The following is a 20139-nucleotide window of genomic DNA, read 5'->3' as shown; positions in this document are numbered from 1 at the left end:
TCAATATCTTAACCATTTAAAAAGTTCCTTGTATGTAGGCCTTTTGCCATACATTAAAATTCCTACTCTGTAAATTTTGGCGGCTAGGGTAACAATTCCCAAGAACGTTACAATCAACAAAGCAATTGATAATATCAGCTGCCACAAAGGTACGCCTCCTTCTCCAATTCCGCCCGGTAAACGCATGAGCATTACAATGGGCGAAGTTAACGGAAACAGCGAAAAACCAACCGCAATAGGTCCGTGTGGATTGCTGAACACCGAAAAGAACCCTACATAAATGGCCAGCATCAATGGAAGAATAATAGGAAATATGAATTGCTGTGTATCTGTTTCGTTATCTACAGCAGCCCCAATTGCCGCATAGATCGAACTATAAATCAGGTATCCCAAAATAAAATAAATCAAAAAAGAACCGATCAAAAGTGCCCAGGGAATATTCAAAATCTCACGGGTATAGAGCAACATATCATCATTTACAATGGAATTGAAATCTGCTGCACTACCCATTGGGCCGGGGGCCATAGCAGCCTCACCACTCAGTACACTCAAGTCCAATCCCAGAAAGAGCACCACTAAAAAGAGTAAAAGCGAAGCAGAGACAATCCATATCACAAATTGAGTGATTCCTGCCAAGGAGGTCCCTATTATCTTTCCCAACATAAGTTGGAAAGGTTTCACCGAGGAAATAATCACCTCAATGATCCTGCTTGTCTTTTCCTCAATAACGCTACGCATTACAAATCCTCCATAAATGATAATGAACATCATAATGGCATAACCAAACCCACCCCCAATAAAGGCTTTGATTTCATTGATACCCTTGATACTCTTTTCTCCCTCAAATGTGGCCAGGTTTATTTCAAAAGGCTTTTCAATCTCTGAAAACTGCTCCGCTGAAACCCCCAGCTTTTCCATTCTGCCCTGTCGTAGTTTTTTCTGAAACACTGCTTCCAGTTTTTGTGTTACCTGGGTATTGGGGTTATCCTTGGTATACAAATAAGCTGCTTGGGCCACTTCTTCTGCATTGTCCATTTGTGGCAAATACAAAAGCCCGTAGTACCCTAGGGAATTGGTTGAATCTTGCGCCTGTTGAAGTGTCAAACCGTCAAACCTTACATAGCTCAGCGTTTCAGAACTTGAGAATTCATCATAAAAAAAAGCGCTTTCGTTTAAAACTGAAATAACCCTTTTTTCGTTGTCGTTTATCTTGGTGAGGTAGACAATCAGCACTATCATCCCCACAATCAATAACGGACTGAGAATGGTCATTACAATAAATGACCTGTTTCGCACCTTGGCCAAGTACTCCCTTCTAATGATCAATGCAAGCTTACCTATCATTGTCCTTTTTATTTACCGTTTGGATGAAAATATCGTTGGCCGATGGAATGGTCTCCTCAAATCGATTAACATTGGCATGATTTGATAAAGTTGCCAATACATCTCCTGTTTGGCTCGAAGGTAGTTTCATTACAAAATCAAGTTGCCTTTCTTCCTCGTTGTAGCTTGATGAAAGTATATTGAATTTGTCCTGTAAATTTTTCAACAACATCTCATTATCCTGTTCCAGTTGTAGTCCCACGTTAAAAATGTTGTTTTTATAGGCTTTTTTGATTTCGGAGAGTTTTCCATCCAATATTTTTTCCGACTTGTGAATCAAGGCAATGTGCTCACATAGTTCCTCCACTGATTCCATACGGTGGGTTGAAAATATGATGGAAGTACCATTTTCTTTGAGCTGCAAGATCTCATCCTTGATAATGTTTGCATTGATGGGATCAAAACCACTAAAAGGCTCATCAAAAATCAACAGTTTTGGTTTATGGAGCACTGTTACTATAAACTGGACCTTTTGTGCCATTCCTTTGGAGAGTTCTTGTATCTTTTTGTTCCACCAATCCCCAATATCCAATCGGTCAAACCAGTATTTGAGTCTTTTTTTTGCTTCATTTTTTGAAAGCCCCTTGAGCTGGGCTAAATACAAAGCCTGCTCTCCCACCTTCATGCTCTTGTACAGACCTCGTTCCTCTGGTAAGTATCCAATAACCGAAATATGCTTTGGTGCCAATGGTTCTCCATTGAACAAAATCTCCCCCTGGTCTTGATAAGTAATCTGGTTGATAATACGTATGAACGTGGTTTTCCCTGCACCATTGGGTCCTAAAAGTCCATAGATACAGTTTGTGGGAATTTTGAGTGAGATGTTGCTCAATGCAGTATAGTTTCCAAAGGTTTTGGAAACGTTGTTGGCAACAAGGATGTGATCCATTTATTCTATTTTTTCAAAGATATGTATTTGCCCTAAAAGGCCCCTTTGTCCATAAAAACAAAACCCACCCTTAAAAAAAGATTCAAGGATGGGAAAAAAATTGCTATGAAAAAGAAAATTAGATATTGGTTACCCCAACATCAATTCCAAATATACGTTTTTTATTTAAACACCCTGCTTTTTTTTGCGGTTAAGAGAACATATCCTTAACCTTTTCAAAAAAAGATTTGTCGGACTTTTCAGGTTTGGGAATGAAATTCTCTTCATTTTGCATACGCTCAAAAAACTCTTTTTGTTCCCTGTTCAGCTCTTTGGGGGTCCACACGTTCACATGGACCAGTAAATCACCGCTTCCGTAACCATTTAAGCTTGAAATACCTTTGCCACGCAATCTCAATATTTTTCCCGATTGTATTCCCGGTTCCAACTTAATTCGGACTTTACCACCAACTGCATCAATTTCTTTGGAACTACCCAAAACGGCTTCTGAAATACTGATATAAAGATCGTAGTGCAAATTGTCCCCTTCGCGTTTTAGCGTGTCGTGCTCAACGGTTTCAATAGCCACCAACAAATCCCCAGAGATTCCATTTCCTGGAGCAGCGTTTCCTTTTCCTGAAACCTTCAATTGCATACCCTCCTCAACTCCTGGCGGAATCTTTATGGAAACGGTCTCTTCGCTAACTTTCAAACCTTGGGCATCTGCTCCACTTGGCCTTTTGTCTATGGACTGCCCTGATCCACCACAAGTGGTACAGGTGGTCGCTGTCTGCATTCTTCCCAAAATGGTATTGGTAATCTTGGTAATCTGACCACTTCCATGGCAGGTGGGACATGTTTTATAGGTTACCCCTTCTGCCTGCACTTTTCTTCGGACCTTTACTTTCTTTTCAACTCCATTGGCAATCTCTTCTAGGGTAAGTTTTACCCGTATTCTAAGATTACTACCTTTTACCCGGCGTTGTCCGCCTCCACCAAAACCACCAAAACCGCTGAATCCGCCACCAAAGGCACTTCCGAAGATATCGCCAAACTGACTGAAGATGTCATCCATGTTCATACCTCCGCCACCAAATCCGGCTCCGCCCTCAAAAGCTGCATGGCCAAATTGATCGTACTTGGCCTTTTTATCAGGGTCGCTCAATACCTCATAAGCCTCCGCAGCTTTTTTGAACATTTCCTCCGCCTTGGTATCTCCCGGGTTTTTATCTGGGTGATACTCTATGGCCTTTTTTCTGTAAGCCTTTTTGATTTCAGCGGCGGATGCTCCTTTGGAGACTCCAAGTACTTCGTAATAATCCTCCTTCATACCAATTTAGTTTCCAACGACAACCTTTGGATGTCTAATAATGCGATCTCCTAGCTTGAACCCCTTCTCGACCACATCTATGATTTTTCCTTTTAATTTCTTGTCCGGAGCTGGAATCTGGGTAATAGCGTCATGAACTTCTGCATCAAAAACATCGCCCTCTCCTACTTCTATTTGCTCCAGTCCTTTATTTTTAAGGGTTTCCTTGAATTTGGTGTTGATGAGCTCTACTCCCTTGAACATTTCCTTATCCTCAGATTTGGACAATTCTTTCAGAGCACGGTCAAAATCGTCCAATACGGGCAATAAAGAAACCATTACTTCCTGACTTGCAGTCTTAAATAGCTCCATGCGTTCCTTGGAAGTTCTCTTTTTAAAATTCTCAAACTCAGCAAAAAGTCGTAAAAACTTGTCCTTCTCTTTAGCCAAATCTTCACGCAACCGGTCCTCTACGGATACTTCATCATCATTTTCATTTACCGCATTTTCGTTTTCCCCGTTCAGTTCAGGATTTTCTTTGACTGGGTTATTTTTTACCTCATCTTCCATTTCCTCAACCTTACTTTTTTTGCTCATAAACGTATTTTTATTTCAAATTTAGAATGGGCAAAAGTACTGCCATTTGTCCAAAAATGTCAAAATGTCACATCAAAACACAAAAAAATCCGCTTATGCGGAGATTAATGCTACCATACTACCCTAGCTTTTATGCCAGTTCGTTGTTCAATGAATCTGCGGAAGACCTATTTTCTTGATTTTTCGAATACAACTGTTCCAAGGCCGACCTAATGTTTGGGTATTGGAAAACAAAACCTTTTTTTTCCAATTTTTTGCTACTAACCCGCTGACTTGCACATAACAGGTAAGACATTTCACCAAGAATGGACTTCAATAAAAAACGTGGGACTTTTGGCAGCAAAAGAGGCCTGTTCAACACCTTGGCTAATTGTTTGGTCATTTTTGTATTGGTAACCGGGTTAGGAGAAACCGCATTGTAGGTGCCCTTTAGTTTATTTTCCAGGACGAAAACAAAAATTTGAGTCAAATCTTCAATATGTATCCATGATTGCCATTGATTTCCTGAACCCAAGGATGCTCCCACAAAGTTCTGAATGGGTTGTGCCATTTTGGGCAAAGCCCCTCCCTCTGTAGATAACACTATACCTATTCTGATTTTTGCCACATTGATATCAAAATCTTTAAAGGAATTTACCTCCTCTTCCCATTTTTGAACCACCTCGCCCACAAAACTATTGTCTACTGATTTTTCATTCTCACCGTAGAAATTTGACAAAGAATTTGGGTAGATGCCAATTGCAGAAGCAGAAACAAATTGCGTTATCCTTGAAGAGTCAATTTTCTTTAGTCCTTTATATAGGGTCTGAAGACTATTTATTCTACTTACCAAAATCTCTTTTTTGTAATCTTGTGTCCAGCGACTTGCAATGCTGGCTCCTGCCAAGTTTATTATAGCATCTACTTGATCAAAACAATCCAAATCGATTTCTCCAGTAGCGGGGTTCCAATAAAACCCTTGATAATTTGGTGAAGAAACAATCTTTTCTTTCCTAGTGGTCAAATAATTTACCGAAGCACCTTGTTCCTGTAAAGCTTTTGTAATTGCCTTACCTACCAATCCCGTCGCCCCTGCAATCAACACCTTCATGCTATCTTTTTCCACAAATTTAGCGGTTTAATCCCCTGTTTTTGAGGTATTAATTTAGCTTTAACACAAATGTTTAAACTTTAATTAAAATTAAGAGTTTATCATCTTTAGCTTTAACATTCCATTGACATCAGCTCATGTTTTGGTTGCCCGAAGCATCTCGCGTTTGCCAGGAGGGCCTGGGAGACGCTCCACTGCAAAACCTATGGTCTGCAACGCCCTACGTACACTTCCTTTTGCAGCATAGGTCACCAAGATACCATTCTCTTTCATAGCATGGTACATTATTGCAAACATCTCTTCCGTCCATAGATCAGGTTGAACCCTTGCCCCGAAAGCATCAAAGTATACCAGGTTAAACAGATTTTCATAATCTATCTCGCGAAAATCTTTCTTTTCTTTCTTCAATTTGAAACCTTCTGCTATTTCAACATCAGCTTCCCAAGGCGAGCCGTGCATCTTTCCAAGAAGTTCTGCACAATTGGCAAGGTCCAATTGGGAACAATAATCCAACTCCTCTACTTCCTTTAAGGAAACCGGATAGGCTTCAACCCCAACATAATTAACTTTCAAACCCATTTTTTTAGCCTCCAAAAGAGTAATGATGGCATTAAGCCCGGTGCCAAAACCTATTTCCAAAATCTTGATGTCTTCAGACGTAAATAAGCGTAATCCGTGCTCTATAAAAACATGATAGGCCTCCTGCATAGCTCCATGCTTGGAATGATACTGTTCATTCCAGTCCTCAATTTGAATGGTTTTGGAGCCATCCGCAGTTGTTATAATCCTTCTTTTCAATATTTTATGAATTTATCGTTGCGAATAAATTATTCAATCCCATTGCAAACTGTTTAAAAGCCTGCAAAAACTGTTAAATCCCTTAGAGAATAGGAAAAATCTAAAATATGAGCACAAAACTGTTTAATTTTAGTTTAAAAGTATGCAATGCAAAGGCTTAATGCGTAATTTTATCAGTTCAAATTTTTGAAAATATGGAAACAATGGCGAATACTTTGGTTGTGGAAAAAGCAAAGACTTCCAAAATCCATGAAGTCGATTTTGACAATCTTTCTTTTGGAAGTACCTACACCGATCATATGCTGGTATGCGATTATGTGAATGGTGAATGGAAAGCTCCCAAAATTGTACCATACCAACCTATTAGTTTAGACCCTTCTGCCAAGATTTTCCATTATGGACAGTCCATTTTTGAGGGCATGAAGGCGTACAAGGACCGGGATGGTGGGGTTTGGTTGTTCCGTCCCCTGGAAAATTTCAAGCGATTGAACAAGTCTGCCAAAAGATTGGCGATTCCTGAACTTCCTGAAGCGTATTTTATGGAAGGCCTTACCACTCTTCTACAGTTGGAGCGCGATTGGGTTCCGCAAAATCCAGGTAGCTCACTTTACGTCCGACCGTTCATGTTTGCCTCAGGAACTGGTTTCCATGCTTCGCCTGCGGACGAGTACAAGTTTATTATTGCTTGTGCACCTTCAGGTGCTTATTTTTCTGGTAAAGTAAAAGTCTTGATAGAAGAGACTTACTCCAGGGCAGCCAACGGAGGTGTTGGATATGCCAAAGCTGGTGGAAACTATGCTGGACAATTTTATCCCACGCAATTGGCTGTAGAAAAAGGGTATCAACAAGTAATCTGGACAGACGACAACAACCACGAATTCATTGAAGAGGCTGGCGCCATGAACGTTTTTGTGAGAATCAACGATACTTTGATTACCGCGCCCACCAATGACCGTATTCTTGACGGAGTCACTAGAAAGAGTATTCTTGATATTGCCAAATCGGAAGGTATAGCCACAGAGGTGAGAAAAATATCAGTGAAAGAAGTAGTGGAAGCGGCCAAAAATGGCTCCCTGAAAGAATTATTTGGTGCTGGCACAGCCGCAGTGGTATCTCCTATTGCTGCTTTTGGTTACCAGGGTGTTGATTATGACTTACCTGAATTGGAAAACAGTTATGCCTCGCTTTTAAAACAACGCATTACGGATATTCAGTACAATCGTGCTGAAGACAAGTTCGGATGGCGATATAAAGTTATCTAATAAAAAAGCAGCCTAAAGGCTGCTTTTTTATTTATCCATAATGGACTTAATATCCGGTTTAAAATAGTTTGGACCTTTAAGCACTTTTCCATCTTCACGATATATGGGTTTTCCATCTGAACCCAATTTGCTCATGTTGCTTCGTTGGATTTCTTCAAAGACCTCTTCAATTTTGTATTGCATTCCATGTTCCAAAATGGTTCCGCAAAGTATGTAGAGCATATCTCCAAGCGCGTCCGCCACCTCAACTAAATCATTGTTCTGTGCAGCTTCAAAATACTCTTTGTTTTCTTCATCCATAAGATTGTAACGTAATTGGATCTTGTCCAATCCCAAATTTGCCATAGGTTTTTGAGAAACTCCCAGGCCAAAAGAATTGTGGAACATTTCCACCGCTTTTATTTTGCTTTCCATTGAACTCTATTTGGTTTAGATTTGCGTAAAAATATAAAATATGTTCAGTACGGGACAGTTGATCTTCGCAGCTCTTTTTGCCATAGTTTTTATTGGTGTTATGGTTTTATCTTATAAAAAGGATAAAAAAATGCACAAAAAAAACTATAAGGGCGTTATTTGGATCCTCATTTCCTTTGCTGCATTTATAATTATCCTCTTTGTGATTAAGCATTTTCTTAAAAATTAACATCCACATTAGATACACCACAAAAATTCTCAGTTTTACAACTTTAATGCATAACTAACACGTATACTATAGGAAAAGACGTACTTTTGTTTAACATTAGTTTAGCAAATACCAATGGTTACATTTTTTGCAATTCTTTTTGGATTACTATTTATTAATGCGGTTCTACTGATTTTCAGTATCAATGGAGCACGTGAAAAATTTGAAAAGCCAATCCAGAAAATTTCGGATACCGTGGTTACAAAGCTCGTCCCTGGCGAGTCTCCAGAAACCGAATACAAGAAAGCTGTTTAGTTTGTACCTTTAAGGTATGAAGCAGGTTCTTCTTGTTTTTCTTGGTGGCGGATTGGGAAGTGTTCTTCGCTATTTAATTTCCAAACCTGCCAATCTTTTCTTCCACAATTTTTTTCTGGGCACATTTTTGGTCAATATCATAGGATGCCTTTTGATTGGATTTATTTTAGGACTTTCTTCCCGCAATCAATTGCTTTCCTTTAATACAACCCTCTTCCTTGCAACAGGTTTCTGTGGCGGCTTCACCACCTTTTCGGCATTTGCCTTTGAAAAACATTCTTTTCTAAAAGACGGAGAACTTTTCAACTTCTCTCTATATACTATCGCCAGCTTGGCGGTTGGAGTCTTAGCCGTAATGGGCGGCTTGTGGGTCTCCAAATACATTAGATAGTTACAATTACATTTTTTTTATCATTTTTTGTTCATTATTGAACATTTTCTGATGAAATACCACATTTTAAGATAAAAAACACACTCAAATCTTCTCAATGTTAACAAATAATCATTAAATGATTAAAATTTATACTTATAAAATTCAATACCCCTAAAAAATAAGGGGTATTTTTTTATTTAATATAAAAATATCTTTAATACCCCCTATAATTATACCCCCACCATTCAATTGCTATATATTTGGTTCATCAATTAACTACTTAATTATGAAAAAAGTCGAGGCAATTATTAGAAAATCCAAATTTGATGAGGTGAAAAAAGCACTTCATGAAATTGAGGTCAACTTCTTCAGTTACTGGGATGTAACAGGAGTTGGAAATGAAAAACAAGGGCACGTATATCGAGGTATTTCCTATAGCACCTCGGATATACAACGAAGGTATTTGGTAATCGTAGTATCCGATGATTTTCTGGAGCGAACCATAAATACCCTTTTGGATTCTGCAGCCACTGGCAACGTTGGAGATGGAAAAATCTTTGTTTCCGATGTTATTGAAGCTTACCGTATCAGAACCAAAGAAAGCGGCAGTGCCGGAATAAACTAATCAACTAACTAACTACAATATTTAAAGATTATGGACGCAGGATTATTTACAGCGAACAACGTATGGATGATGGTATGTACCGCTCTGGTGTTCTTTATGCACCTTGGGTTCTCCTTTTTGGAAATAGGGCTTACCAGACAAAAGAATACCGTGAACATTCTATTCAAGAATGTATTTATTATATGTGTTGGACTCCTTATATATTATATAGGTGGTTTTAATTTAATGTATCCCGGGTTTGAAGACGGGGATGCAGGCTTTCTTAAGTTTGCAGGATTCGGAATTGCAGCTCCTGAAAATGGAATGACTCCCGAATATGCCGATGGAGGTTATACATGGTGGACAGATTTCTTGTTCCAGGGCATGTTTGCCGCTACAGCAGCTACTATTGTTTCCGGAGCTGTTGCAGAAAGGGTGAAGCTTGGAGGTTTCATGATATTCACCATTATTTATGTAGGCCTTGTTTACCCTATTGTTGGATCTTGGCAATGGGGAAGCGGATTCCTTTCTTCCCTTGCTTTTGGAGAAGCTGAAGGATTCTACGATTTTGCAGGTTCTACTTTGGTACACTCCGTTGGAGGATGGGGCGCATTGATTGCCATTTACCTTCTGGGAGCTAGAATTGGAAAATTTGGAGAAGATGGAAAACCCAAGGCCATACCAGGACACAACTTGCCCCTTGCGGCGGCCGGTGTATTGATCCTTTGGTTGGGGTGGTTCGGATTTAATGGAGGTTCCGTACTTTCCGCAGATCCAGCATTGACATCACTGGTATTGGTAACTACTTCTCTTGCGGCAGCTTCAGGTGGTGTTTCTGCATTCCTCACCTCGTTCTTTGCCTACAAAAACTTTGACTTGACCATGTTCTTAAATGGAATCTTGGGAGGTCTTGTTGGGATTACCGCAGGAGCGGACCAAATGTCGCCTAACGAGGCTGTCATCATAGGACTTATTGCCGGAGTTGTCATTGTTGCCGGAGTTGCCTTGATAGACAAGCTTAAATTGGATGACCCTGTTGGAGCCGTAGCAGTACACTTGATCTGTGGTATTTGGGGAACCCTTGCCGTAGGAATCTTTGGAAACATGGCAGGATTTGACCAATTCTTGGTTCAGTTGGCAGGTGTAGGTGCCGCAGCCACTTTCTGTTCCTTAAGTGCATTTATTATTCTTTTTACCATCAAAAAAATCTCTGGACTTCGAGTTTCCGAACAAGAAGAACTGGAAGGTCTCGATATCCACGAACATGGAATGGATGCCTATGCTGATTTCAGGATGAACCAGCATTAATCATGAAAAGGAAACGGAGCGTTCTGCCAAACGCTCCGTTCGATAACCTTTTCAAAATAGACTCAACAAATTCGAATAAATGGTCCTCATAAAGAGGGCACTTAAACCAATGAAGATTATGAAAACGATTATAAACACAAAGTACGTAAAAAATTTAGCTTTGGCCGCATTGGCCCTGATTACCACAACTGCCTTTTCGCAAGAAGAAGAGGAAGAAAAAACAAAGTTTGAATTCAGCGGAACCGTTGATGCTTATTACAGGACCAACCTTACCGCTCCCAATGGCGAAGACGCCATAGCCCCAGGATCATCTTTCGCCAATTTGGATGGATTTGCACTGGGCATGGCCAATGTAATTGCCACTTACGAAGGAGAAAAAGTAGGTTTTGTTGCAGACTTGGTATTCGGCCCAAGAGGAACGGATGCTATCTTCGCCTCTCCCATGTATTCAGCAACTGGAGACATTGTAAACCAGCTTTACGTATACTGGAATGTTAGCGATGATGTAACTCTTACCTTCGGTAACTTCAATACCTTTTTGGGGTATGAAGTAATATCGCCTGCTGCCAACTTCAACTATAGTACATCATATCTATTCTCATATGGACCTTTTAGCCATACAGGACTAAAGGCCGCTTTTGACCTGGGCAGTGATTGGAGTGCTATGTTGGCGATCATGAACCCAACAGACTTGACCGAATTGAACGGAACAGGTGACTATGCCGTTGGTGCCCAATTAGGGTATTCCGGTCAGTTCTTGAACTTCTTGTACAGCCAAGGTGGTTTTGAAGTTGATTTCACTGGTGGCTTTGATTTATCCGAAGAATTCTTCCTTGGTGTAAACGCAGCACACTTTAGCCAAGAAGATGATGGCGGTAGCTTCACCGGAGTTGCTCTTTATCCACAATTGGCCACATCAGACAACTTTACCATTGGACTGAGAGGTGAGTATTTTATGACCAGTGATTTCTTTGGAGATACCGCAGGTATAGGTTCTGATACAGATGGCGATGGAAGTGTTTTTGCGGTAACCCTTACAGGAAGCGCAACTATAGGAGATTTGATCCTAAAACCTGAAATTCGTCTTGATAGTTCTTCTGAAGATGCATTTATTGACAATGATATGGACCCAACCGGGAGTTTAGCTTCTGTTCTTTTTGCAGCAATCTATTCTTTCTAGACCCAAAAAAACTTTATTTTAATGCTAATAGAAAGCCTTACTCCGATAGGATTAAGGCTTTTTTATTCAACCTTAAAATCTTTCACTCCTGCTCTCACTTTAGTTCTCAAATAATTTTGCCTTGGCACTAGAGGGCAGGAGTACTTTTTGTTATACACACAATAGGGGTTATACGCCCTGTTGAAGTCAATTACCAAAGTATCTCCTTCCGGAATCGATAAATCTATATAACGGCCCCCTCCATAAGTTTCATCTCCATTGGTCTCATCCAAAAAAGGCAAAAACAGATAGTCTTCATACTCTTCCTGGCCAACAAGGTCCAAAGTTTGGTACACTTCCAGTTGATGTTCTGCCCCATTTAGGTCAAAATGGGCAATTCCATATAGTACCTCCCAGGATTTTCTATCGGTAGTAGTGGACAACAAAAAGGGTTCGGCATCCGGGGTGAGTTCAAATCTGGCCTTTACCACGTAAGTGGTATCTGGCTCAAAATAATCGAGCCCTTTAAAGCTCTTCCGGTACCTATCAGGCAAAGGCGAGGTCTCAGGGTCTCTAAGGCTTTGGTCCAATTCTTTCTGAAACTTTAAAATATCTGCTATCCCAGGCGACTCTACTTCCGTAGTTTGCACCTTATCATGATATCTTTTGCCTTGACCGCAGGACAAAATCAAAAGAAAAAAAAGCAGAATAATATACCTCATCAGAAAAATTTAAAGTAAAAGTACTGGAAATCATTCTTAATAGTACCTTAGTGCCATGATGAAAAAACAAATCCTCCTGCTACTACTGGTTCTGCTCACCGCTTGCCAGGAAAAGCAACCCAAAGAAACTACTGTAAAAATTTCGGAACGTAAAATTCCAAAACTGGACCCAACCAGGTACAACGTAGGGTTTTTGATTATGGATGGGGTATACAACACCGAATTCACAGCACCTTACGATATTTTTCAGCATACCCAATATCGCAAAGGAATAAAGGCCATGAATACATTTACTGTGGCCAACACGCTTGAACCGATTACTTCTTTTGAAGGAGTTCGGATTCTCCCCGATTTTGACTACACCCATGATTCTATTCCAAAAATTGACATTTTGGTCGTACCCAGTGCGGAACATCATTTGGACACCGACCTTAAAGACACCATTATGATCAATTTCGTTAAAAAAGTGAGTAAAGACGCCTTATTTGTAACCTCGCATTGCGATGGGGCCTTTGTTTTGGCAAAAGCCGGAGTGCTGGATGATGTGGTTTCTACAACTTTCCCTAGTGATATTGGAAAGTACAGGGAAATGTTTCCCCACTTAAAAGTAAAGGACAGTGTACTTTTTGTGCATGATGGAAAATTTATCACCTCCGCTGGAGGGGCTAAAAGTTTTGAAGCTTCGCTTTATTTGTGCGAGCACCTATATGGGAAAGAAATTGCAGAGTCGCTAGCTGGTGGTTTGGTTATAGATTGGAATCTGGACGAGGTACCTAAACTTATTCCTCATTGACCTTGTATAGGGCATCCTTAAGATACTTGGATACCATTTTGTTGAATTCGGGTGTAATCCTGAATAGAGCAGTATCCTCTAAATTATAAAGTGTATCCGTATCCTTGAACCCTGCTTTGAAGGCCTCTTCCAGATAGAACAAAGCCGTTCCGAAATCTTCATTTTTAGAGCTCAGTGAGATTATTTTTAAATAATAATCAAAATTGCTAGGCTCTAATACCGTCTTGAGCATATATAAAAAAGCCAGCGCATCCTCATCGATGATATCTTCAGACTGTACATAATTAATATTATCCTCGGCCAAGGCGTTCACAAACCCAAGTAGGCGATTGCCCATTTCCTTTGTGCGTGGATTGGCACCCGAAACAAATTGATCCAACTCTCCCTTTTGATAGTTCCACCATCCGAGATTATTGAAGTTATGGCTAAAAACATCTTCCTCCATGTAGTATTGGTAATCTTCTTTTAAAAGAGATTCTTTGAGCATTGCGGCATTCTCTGCCCTTTTCATAGTCCGATAAGACTTGTTTCTTCTTAAATCCTTAAGAACAGTACGAAGGGAATCCAAGTTTTTATGAGCTCCGTACATCGACATCATTTCTACCAAATACTGCTCTGCCAGCAAGAGTTTCCCTGAATTTTTTAATCGAGTTACCTTTACCACATCCTCTTGGTAGACATCTTCTACAAAAACTGAATCTTTAGGAATCAATTTTCTTCCCATAGCCACTAATTTGAACAACTGCAACGATTTTTTTAGGTATTGTTGATCTGGCCAATCCCCTTTTTCTTGATGCAGTAGAATGTGATTGGGAAATCTGAGTCTATCCAGAATCTTTTTCGCGGCTACCATAGAAGTATAGTTGTAATTATTCTTGGTCACTAGGCCAATAAAATGAAATGGTTGTTTTGAACTGAACAACTCCGTGTTTGCAATTGATGTACCAATAGAAATTGTTCCTTTAACCTTGGGAATAAATACTGGAACAAGATTGGCAAAACGAGCCCCTGAAGCTGCGCCTGCGGTATATATCCCTTGTCCTTGAATAGGGAGTAAATCTAAAATCCTCTTGATGACATTGCTGGTAGACACCATGTTTTTGGATAGGGACACACTATCCGATATTTTCGGAGCTGCAAGAACATAACCCTCTTCCTCAGCTGATTTGACAAACATGGACAAGGCCTGTTTTTCTTTCCCATCCAAATCAAATATCAACAACAAAGGCCATTTGCTCTCTGTGGTAAAATCAGTAGGCAAATACAGAGAAAAAGTATCTTGAATAGAGTCTTGAACGGATAAATTTTCAATGATAGCACCTTTTTTAAGTACTATTTCTTGACCATGGACGGTGTAAACCAATAAAGCTAAGAGTGAAAATAAAAGGGATGTTCTTTTCATAGTGATACCTTAACAAAAATCTCGCCAAAAAGATAAAACTCAATAGGCTTTTTTGGTTTTGGTTGAACTTTTCGCGCTTATAACACTGTCCTTTATAGGAGCATTGGCAACCACATTGGACAAAACAATATGTGTCCTGCATTCTCCGTAGACAATTAACTCATCAATAAACTTTTCAAGATGTGATTGGTCCCTAAGGACCACTTCCATAATGATATTTTCGTTCCCTGTAATTCTATAGCAGTTGATTACCTCCTGAAACGATTTCACCTTATCTAGAAACGGTTTTAGTTTGCCCATAAAAGCTCGGAGCATGATAATTGCCTTAAGTTGATGACCTGCCTTTGCATGGGAAACATTGATCCCGTAACTTTCAATAATCCCAAGGTCTTCCATCTTCTTTACACGCTCCGCAACAGCAGGTGGAGTTAACCCTATTTTCCGTCCAATATTGGCAAAAGATTCCCTTGCATTTTGCTGTAAATGACCTAGAATCTGCCAATTAAGTGCATCAATCTTCATATTCCAAGGTAAAAGGTTAAATAAATTTTATATTCAAAAGTAATCAATATTTTTTGCTTTATAAGCTAAAGCATACTTCTTGAATTCCTGTGTAATTTTATGTATTGAAATTGCTCTTGAAAAAATGGAAAATACTCCCTTAAACTCCTTGGTTATTTATCGCAAGTCTTTGGCTCTTCGGGACTTGAGTGAGGCCGTTGCTTCTTACTTTTCATACAATAAGGAAAAACTGTCTTTTAGAAAGATCGATCACTTCAGAAATGATGTTACGCAATCCCTCAAAACTGATGCATTGCTTATCACCAAAGAAGTGGAACAGGCTGCTTTGAGCAATTCTTATTCTGTTCAGATGAAAAGCCTGACCTTTATCAACATCATGACAAGGAATATTTTGGCCTATTGCAATGGCTTGGAAATGGATGGTGTAAAGGAAAAAGAATATCTAAACCTCCTGAGAGGTGAAATCAAAGCTTTCCGGTCGTCTTTTAAAAAATGGAGAAAGTCCATCCTTAACAGGAACGACTAATCCAATTTCTTTTACATATTTCGTCTGTACTGACCCCCCACTTCAAACAACGCATGGGTAATCTGCCCCAAAGAACAATATTTGGAAACTTCCATCAACTTTTCAAAAAGGTTTTGGTTGCGAATCGCGGTCTGTTTCAGTTGCTTTAAGAGTTCACTGGATTCCTTCTTATTTCGTTCATGTAAATTATCCAAAGTCCCTATTTGGTTTTGTTTTTCGTCCTCTGTGGCCCTGATGACTTCTGCAGGTAGTACGGTTGGGGACCCTTTAGAACTTAAAAAGGTATTCACCCCAATAATCGGGTATTCTCCAGAATGCTTCAAGGTTTCGTAATGAAGACTTTCCTCTTGAATCTTGGAACGTTGGTACATGGTTTCCATTGCTCCCAATACACCACCTCGCTCCGTGATTCTATCAAATTCAAGCAAAACAGCTTCTTCCACTAAATCAGTTAGTTCTTCAATAATGAAAGACCCCTGTAGCGGATTTTCATTTTTGGCTAAGCCCAATTCCTTGTTGATAATCAATTGTATGGCCATAGCCCTTCTTACAGACTCCTCGGTAGGAGTGGTTATTGCCTCGTCGTAGGCATTGGTATGAAGGGAATTGCAATTGTCATATATGGCATAAAGCGCCTGCAATGTAGTACGGATGTCATTGAAATCAATTTCCTGGGCATGCAGGCTTCTACCTGAAGTCTGAATATGGTACTTTAACATCTGGGCACGAGAATCGGCTCCATATTTTTCCTTCATTGCCTTTGCCCAAATCCTCCGGGCCACCCGTCCAATTACAGCATACTCTGGGTCTACGCCATTTGAGAAAAAGAAGGATAGGTTTGGACCAAATTTGTTGATGTCCATTCCGCGACTCAGGTAGTACTCCACATAGGTAAATCCGTTGGCCAGTGTAAAAGCCAATTGTGTAATTGGGTTTGCCCCAGCTTCAGCAATGTGATAACCAGAAATGGAAACGGAATAGAAATTTCGAACTTGATGTTCTATAAAATATTCCTGTACATCTCCCATGAGCCTTAAGGCAAATTCAGTGGAAAAAATACAAGTGTTCTGTGCCTGGTCCTCTTTTAATATATCGGCCTGAACGGTTCCACGAACCTGGTTCAAGGTTTCTTTCTTTATTTCCTCATAAACGGTTTTGAGTAAGACTTGATCCCCGGTTACTCCCAAGAGCATCAATCCAAGACCATTGTTCCCTTCGGGAAGTTCGCCCATATAGCTTGGTCTTTCAACACCCTTTTCTTTGTAAATAGTGTTGATTTTACTCTGGACCTGTTTTTCCAGCTTGTTTGCTTTGATGTATTTTTCGCAGTTCTGATCAATGGCCGCATTCATAAAAAAGGCCAAAAGCATGGGTGCCGGACCATTAATGGTCATACTAACCGAAGTCATAGGGTCGCTCAAATCAAATCCTGAATACAATTTTTTGGCATCATCCAAGCAACAGATAGATACTCCAGCGTTTCCAATTTTTCCATAAATATCTGGACGATAGTCTGGGTCATTTCCATATAGGGTAACCGAATCGAACGCTGTTGAAAGCCTCTTGGCCGGCATGTCCAAACTTACATAGTGGAACCTTCTGTTGGTACGTTCCGGACCGCCTTCGCCAGCAAACATTCTTGTTGGGTCCTCCCCTTCCCTTTTAAAGGGATATAGTCCAGAGGTATACGGAAACTCACCAGGAACGTTTTCTTGTAGGATCCATTGCAAAATATCTCCCCAGGCACTGTATTTTGGCAGAGCCACCTTTGGAATCTGGCTATGGGAAAGCGATTCTGTATGGGTCTTAATTTTAATTTCCTTGCCTCGAACTTTAAATGAGTACAATTCTGAGGTATATTTTTTGATTTTTTCTCCCCATTGAAGAATATATTCCCAATAACGTGGGTCCAAATCCATCTTCACCTTATCAAATTCTTTGATAAGCAAGGTCAACAAACTATTGTCTTCTTGGCTTTTTGAATGATTTTTCAAGCCCTCTTCGTCCAATCCAGATTTATTCAAAAAAAGACCAGCGGCTTGACCGGCCTCCATGTTCACGACGGAGGTTATGGTCATGAAAATACCATACAACTGTTGTGCAATCTTGGCTTGTTGTTTTGCTTTGGTGTCATAAGATCTATTGTTCTCTGATATCTCAGACAGGTATCTTGTTCTTGCCGGCGGTATCACAAAAACCTTCTCGGAGGTTTCCTGTTCCACCTCGACATTTGAGATTAGTTTTGAGCCCGATTTTTTCACAAGGGTTTCCATTACCTCCTTGTACAATCGGTTCATACCTGGGTCATTGAACTGAGATGCAATGGTACCAAAAATAGGCAGGTCATTTTCTTTTGCATCCCACAGTCCATGATTGCGCATGTACTGCTTTTTTACATCCCGAAGAGCATCCAATGCCCCTCTTTTATCAAATTTGTTAATGGCGACCACATCTGCAAAATCCAGCATATCTATTTTTTCCAGTTGTGTCGCGGCCCCAAACTCCGGGGTCATCACATAGAGCGAAACATCACTATGCTCAAGAATTTCTGTATCGGATTGACCAATTCCCGAAGTCTCCAAAATTACCAAGTCAAAATGTGAAGCTTTTAAAATTTGAACAGCCTCGGAGACATGTTTGGACAGGGCCAAATTGGACTGTCGCGTAGCAAGCGATCGCATATACACCCGCTCGTTATTGATCGAGTTCATACGAATGCGATCACCCAACAATGCACCTCCAGTTTTTCGTTTGGAAGGGTCCACTGAGATTATTCCTATGTGCTTATCCGGGAAATCGGCCAGAAAACGTCTTACCAGCTCATCCACCAAACTTGACTTGCCAGCACCACCTGTTCCTGTAATTCCAAGAACCGGAACTTGTTTTTCTTGAGTTTTTATTTCTTTCCAAAATTCTTGGAACGTTTCAGGTCTGTTTTCTGCCAGAGAGATTAACCTTGCAATAGTATTGGTATGTTTTTGCAGTAACAACTCGCCCAAACTCTTTCCTTTAGGAAATTTTAAGTCAGGCACCTCATTATCGGATTTTTGCACAAGATCATTGATCATTCCCTGCAATCCCATCTCTCTTCCATCATCAGGGGAGTAGATACGTTCAACCCCATAAGCCATCAATTCTTTAATTTCCTTTGGAAGGATAACTCCGCCTCCTCCACCAAAAATTTTGATCTGTCCGGCACCTTTTTCTTCCAAAAGGTCATGCATGTACCTGAAATATTCATTATGACCTCCTTGATAAGACGTTAAGGCAATGGCATTGGCATCTTCTTGAATAGCACAATCCACAACCTCTGCCACGCTTCTATCATGCCCCAAATGAATCACTTCCACTCCAGTGGCTTGAATAATTCTTCGCATGATATTGATCGCTGCGTCATGACCATCAAAAAGGGATGCCGCGGTAACAATTCGAATCTTGTTTTTGGGCTGGTACGGCTTAATTTGTTCCATTGACAATAAAGGGTGTGAATTTGGTCTGCAATTTACAGAAAATGCAAGTAATAATCGTTTTTGTTTAGAATTTTACAAAAATATTGGCCAATCGGATTTCCTCATTTTGAATATCATAATTTTACCTGTTCAAATTTGTTGTATGCAGCTCACGATTTTAATCCACTGCCCAGATCAAACAGGAATTATAAGTGCCGTTACCGGTTTTGTCCACCAGCAGAAGGGAAACATTGTGTACTTGGACCAGCACGTGGACAAACAAGCCGGGGTATTTTTTATGAGATTGGAGAGTGAATTTGAACAACCGGTACAACTCGATTCCTTCACTGAAGGATTTGGTCAAGATTTGGCACAAAAGTTTGATATGCAGTGGGAAATCTATCCGGATTGGTACAGACCGAAAATGGCTCTTTTTGTATCTAAATACAATCACTGTCTATATGACCTTTTAAGCCGATTCAACTCTGGTGAACTTACAGTTGACATTCCTTTTATTTTGAGCAATCATTTGGATTTGAAGCCAATTGCTGACCAATTTGGAATTACTTTTTATCATGTCCCCGTGACCAAGAAAACCAAAGAAGCTGCCGAGGACAAACAATTGGAACTGCTTAAAAAACACGAGATAGATTTTATTGTTTTGGCACGTTACATGCAAATTGTATCCCCAAAGGTCATCGACGTTTACCCACAAAGAATCATTAACATACACCACTCTTTTTTGCCTGCATTTGCTGGGGCCAAACCCTACCATGCAGCCTTTGAACGAGGTGTAAAAATCATTGGTGCCACCAGTCATTATGTTACGGAGGAGCTGGATGCAGGACCCATAATTGAACAGGATGTCACCACGGTTTCACACTCCCATTCCATTAAGGATCTTATTGTTAAGGGAAGAGACTTGGAGAAAATAGTTCTTTCCCGAGCGGTGCAACTTCATGTGGCCAGAAAAACTATGGTTTACAACAACAAAACTGTGATCTTTTCGTAAATATCACTGATAGCGGTTGCATTTT

Annotated in this window: 20 protein-coding genes; 9 read left to right on the top strand and 11 right to left on the bottom strand. The window is 40.1% G+C overall.

What is annotated here, in order from left to right; translation table 11 throughout:
- From DX873_RS01750 to mnmC2, 6 genes are all read right to left on the bottom strand, one after another.
- A complete protein-coding gene (locus tag DX873_RS01750) occupies window positions 1-1341 on the bottom strand; it encodes an ABC transporter permease (protein WP_181899449.1) in 1341 nt (446 codons plus the stop codon).
- On the bottom strand, window positions 1334-2272 hold the full coding sequence (locus DX873_RS01745; protein ID WP_116182808.1) for an ABC transporter ATP-binding protein: 939 nt from the start codon (window positions 2270-2272) through the stop codon (window positions 1334-1336). Before DX873_RS01745 ends, DX873_RS01750 begins: the two co-directional genes overlap by 8 nt.
- Window positions 2273-2462: 190 nt before the next feature.
- Entirely contained in the window at window positions 2463-3581 is a 1119-nt protein-coding gene (dnaJ, locus tag DX873_RS01740) for a molecular chaperone DnaJ (protein WP_116182807.1), read from the bottom strand.
- Between the two features lie 6 nt (window positions 3582-3587).
- A complete protein-coding gene (locus tag DX873_RS01735) occupies window positions 3588-4157 on the bottom strand; it encodes a nucleotide exchange factor GrpE (protein WP_116182806.1) in 570 nt (189 codons plus the stop codon).
- 130 nt (window positions 4158-4287) lie between these two features.
- Window positions 4288-5247: a TIGR01777 family oxidoreductase gene (locus DX873_RS01730; RefSeq protein ID WP_116182805.1), complete on the bottom strand. Its 960-nt coding sequence runs from the start codon at window positions 5245-5247 to the stop codon at window positions 4288-4290.
- A gap of 135 nt (window positions 5248-5382) precedes the next feature.
- Entirely contained in the window at window positions 5383-6045 is a 663-nt protein-coding gene (mnmC2, locus tag DX873_RS01725; RefSeq protein ID WP_116182804.1) for a tRNA (5-methylaminomethyl-2-thiouridine)(34)-methyltransferase MnmC2, read from the bottom strand.
- 194 nt (window positions 6046-6239) lie between these two features.
- Between mnmC2 and DX873_RS01720 the strand changes: the two genes are divergently transcribed.
- Window positions 6240-7307, top strand: coding sequence for a branched-chain amino acid aminotransferase (locus tag DX873_RS01720; protein ID WP_181899417.1), 1068 nt, complete (start codon window positions 6240-6242; stop codon window positions 7305-7307).
- Between the two features lie 27 nt (window positions 7308-7334).
- Here DX873_RS01720 and DX873_RS01715 read toward each other — a convergent pair whose 3' ends face one another.
- Window positions 7335-7721, bottom strand: coding sequence for a pyrophosphohydrolase domain-containing protein (locus tag DX873_RS01715; RefSeq protein ID WP_116182803.1), 387 nt, complete (start codon window positions 7719-7721; stop codon window positions 7335-7337).
- A 343-nt stretch (window positions 7722-8064) separates the two neighbouring features.
- Here DX873_RS01715 and DX873_RS01705 point away from each other — a divergent pair, with 343 nt between their 5' ends.
- The 5 genes from DX873_RS01705 to DX873_RS01685 all read left to right on the top strand — a co-directional run bounded on the left by DX873_RS01705 (window position 8065) and on the right by DX873_RS01685 (window position 11709).
- On the top strand, window positions 8065-8244 hold the full coding sequence (locus tag DX873_RS01705; protein WP_116182801.1) for a hypothetical protein: 180 nt from the start codon (window positions 8065-8067) through the stop codon (window positions 8242-8244).
- A 16-nt stretch (window positions 8245-8260) separates the two neighbouring features.
- The gene (gene crcB, locus DX873_RS01700; RefSeq protein WP_116182800.1) at window positions 8261-8635 is read left to right on the top strand and encodes a fluoride efflux transporter CrcB; all 375 of its coding nucleotides are present in this window, start codon (window positions 8261-8263) and stop codon (window positions 8633-8635) included.
- A 268-nt stretch (window positions 8636-8903) separates the two neighbouring features.
- Window positions 8904-9242 (top strand): P-II family nitrogen regulator, encoded by a 339-nt coding sequence (locus DX873_RS01695; protein WP_116182799.1) that lies wholly within the window; start codon window positions 8904-8906, stop codon window positions 9240-9242.
- A gap of 30 nt (window positions 9243-9272) precedes the next feature.
- Window positions 9273-10529, top strand: coding sequence for an ammonium transporter (locus tag DX873_RS01690; protein WP_116182798.1), 1257 nt, complete (start codon window positions 9273-9275; stop codon window positions 10527-10529).
- A 118-nt stretch (window positions 10530-10647) separates the two neighbouring features.
- On the top strand, window positions 10648-11709 hold the full coding sequence (locus tag DX873_RS01685) for an outer membrane beta-barrel protein (RefSeq protein ID WP_116183772.1): 1062 nt from the start codon (window positions 10648-10650) through the stop codon (window positions 11707-11709).
- A 62-nt stretch (window positions 11710-11771) separates the two neighbouring features.
- On the opposite strand, the gene DX873_RS01680 is transcribed toward DX873_RS01685, so the two are convergent.
- Complete coding sequence (locus DX873_RS01680) at window positions 11772-12410, bottom strand: DUF1684 domain-containing protein (protein WP_116182797.1); 639 nt, start codon at window positions 12408-12410, stop codon at window positions 11772-11774.
- Window positions 12411-12468: 58 nt separating this feature from the next.
- Between DX873_RS01680 and DX873_RS01675 the strand changes: the two genes are divergently transcribed.
- Window positions 12469-13203, top strand: a complete 735-nt coding sequence (locus DX873_RS01675; RefSeq protein WP_116182796.1) for a DJ-1/PfpI family protein — start codon at window positions 12469-12471, stop codon at window positions 13201-13203.
- Here DX873_RS01675 and DX873_RS01670 read toward each other — a convergent pair.
- Window positions 13190-14605, bottom strand: coding sequence for an alpha/beta hydrolase (locus tag DX873_RS01670; RefSeq protein ID WP_116182795.1), 1416 nt, complete (start codon window positions 14603-14605; stop codon window positions 13190-13192). The two genes, DX873_RS01675 and DX873_RS01670, sit on opposite strands and share 14 nt — an antisense overlap.
- Window positions 14606-14644: 39 nt before the next feature.
- Window positions 14645-15127: an Lrp/AsnC family transcriptional regulator gene (locus DX873_RS01665; RefSeq protein ID WP_116182794.1), complete on the bottom strand. Its 483-nt coding sequence runs from the start codon at window positions 15125-15127 to the stop codon at window positions 14645-14647.
- Window positions 15128-15251: 124 nt separating this feature from the next.
- Here DX873_RS01665 and DX873_RS01660 point away from each other — a divergent pair, with 124 nt between their 5' ends.
- Window positions 15252-15653 (top strand): hypothetical protein, encoded by a 402-nt coding sequence (locus tag DX873_RS01660; RefSeq protein ID WP_116183771.1) that lies wholly within the window; start codon window positions 15252-15254, stop codon window positions 15651-15653.
- Between the two features lie 11 nt (window positions 15654-15664).
- Here DX873_RS01660 and DX873_RS01655 read toward each other — a convergent pair whose 3' ends face one another.
- Window positions 15665-19123, bottom strand: a complete 3459-nt coding sequence (locus DX873_RS01655; protein WP_116182793.1) for a methylmalonyl-CoA mutase family protein — start codon at window positions 19121-19123, stop codon at window positions 15665-15667.
- 142 nt (window positions 19124-19265) lie between these two features.
- Here DX873_RS01655 and purU point away from each other — a divergent pair, with 142 nt between their 5' ends.
- Window positions 19266-20114 (top strand): formyltetrahydrofolate deformylase, encoded by an 849-nt coding sequence (gene purU / locus DX873_RS01650; RefSeq protein WP_116182792.1) that lies wholly within the window; start codon window positions 19266-19268, stop codon window positions 20112-20114.
- Window positions 20115-20139 lie beyond the last annotated feature (25 nt).

It is taken from the genome of Flagellimonas nanhaiensis (assembly GCF_003382275.1).
GTDB classification, from domain to species: Bacteria; Bacteroidota; Bacteroidia; order Flavobacteriales; family Flavobacteriaceae; genus Flagellimonas; species Flagellimonas nanhaiensis.
Note: the sequence above shows the minus strand (reverse complement) of the source record. Positions and strands in the feature narration are given on the sequence as shown.

Excerpts from the sequence above, each read along its gene's own strand:
- DX873_RS01670 (WP_116182795.1), bottom strand. The coding sequence starts at position 14,605 with ATGAAAAGAACATCCCTTTTATTTTCACTCTTAGCTTTATTGGTTTAC.
- purU (WP_116182792.1), top strand. The coding sequence starts at position 19,266 with ATGCAGCTCACGATTTTAATCCACTGCCCAGATCAAACAGGAATTATA.
- DX873_RS01695 (WP_116182799.1), top strand. The coding sequence starts at position 8,904 with ATGAAAAAAGTCGAGGCAATTATTAGAAAATCCAAATTTGATGAGGTG.
- DX873_RS01715 (WP_116182803.1), bottom strand. The coding sequence starts at position 7,721 with ATGGAAAGCAAAATAAAAGCGGTGGAAATGTTCCACAATTCTTTTGGC.
- crcB (WP_116182800.1), top strand. The coding sequence starts at position 8,261 with ATGAAGCAGGTTCTTCTTGTTTTTCTTGGTGGCGGATTGGGAAGTGTT.
- DX873_RS01745 (WP_116182808.1), bottom strand. The coding sequence starts at position 2,272 with ATGGATCACATCCTTGTTGCCAACAACGTTTCCAAAACCTTTGGAAAC.
- DX873_RS01675 (WP_116182796.1), top strand. The coding sequence starts at position 12,469 with ATGAAAAAACAAATCCTCCTGCTACTACTGGTTCTGCTCACCGCTTGC.
- DX873_RS01705 (WP_116182801.1), top strand. The coding sequence starts at position 8,065 with ATGGTTACATTTTTTGCAATTCTTTTTGGATTACTATTTATTAATGCG.
- DX873_RS01735 (WP_116182806.1), bottom strand. The coding sequence starts at position 4,157 with ATGAGCAAAAAAAGTAAGGTTGAGGAAATGGAAGATGAGGTAAAAAAT.
- DX873_RS01730 (WP_116182805.1), bottom strand. The coding sequence starts at position 5,247 with ATGAAGGTGTTGATTGCAGGGGCGACGGGATTGGTAGGTAAGGCAATT.
- DX873_RS01720 (WP_181899417.1), top strand. The coding sequence starts at position 6,240 with ATGGAAACAATGGCGAATACTTTGGTTGTGGAAAAAGCAAAGACTTCC.
- DX873_RS01680 (WP_116182797.1), bottom strand. The coding sequence starts at position 12,410 with ATGAGGTATATTATTCTGCTTTTTTTTCTTTTGATTTTGTCCTGCGGT.
- DX873_RS01690 (WP_116182798.1), top strand. The coding sequence starts at position 9,273 with ATGGACGCAGGATTATTTACAGCGAACAACGTATGGATGATGGTATGT.
- dnaJ (WP_116182807.1), bottom strand. The coding sequence starts at position 3,581 with ATGAAGGAGGATTATTACGAAGTACTTGGAGTCTCCAAAGGAGCATCC.
- DX873_RS01685 (WP_116183772.1), top strand. The coding sequence starts at position 10,648 with ATGAAAACGATTATAAACACAAAGTACGTAAAAAATTTAGCTTTGGCC.
- DX873_RS01665 (WP_116182794.1), bottom strand. The coding sequence starts at position 15,127 with ATGAAGATTGATGCACTTAATTGGCAGATTCTAGGTCATTTACAGCAA.
- DX873_RS01655 (WP_116182793.1), bottom strand. The coding sequence starts at position 19,123 with ATGGAACAAATTAAGCCGTACCAGCCCAAAAACAAGATTCGAATTGTT.
- DX873_RS01660 (WP_116183771.1), top strand. The coding sequence starts at position 15,252 with ATGGAAAATACTCCCTTAAACTCCTTGGTTATTTATCGCAAGTCTTTG.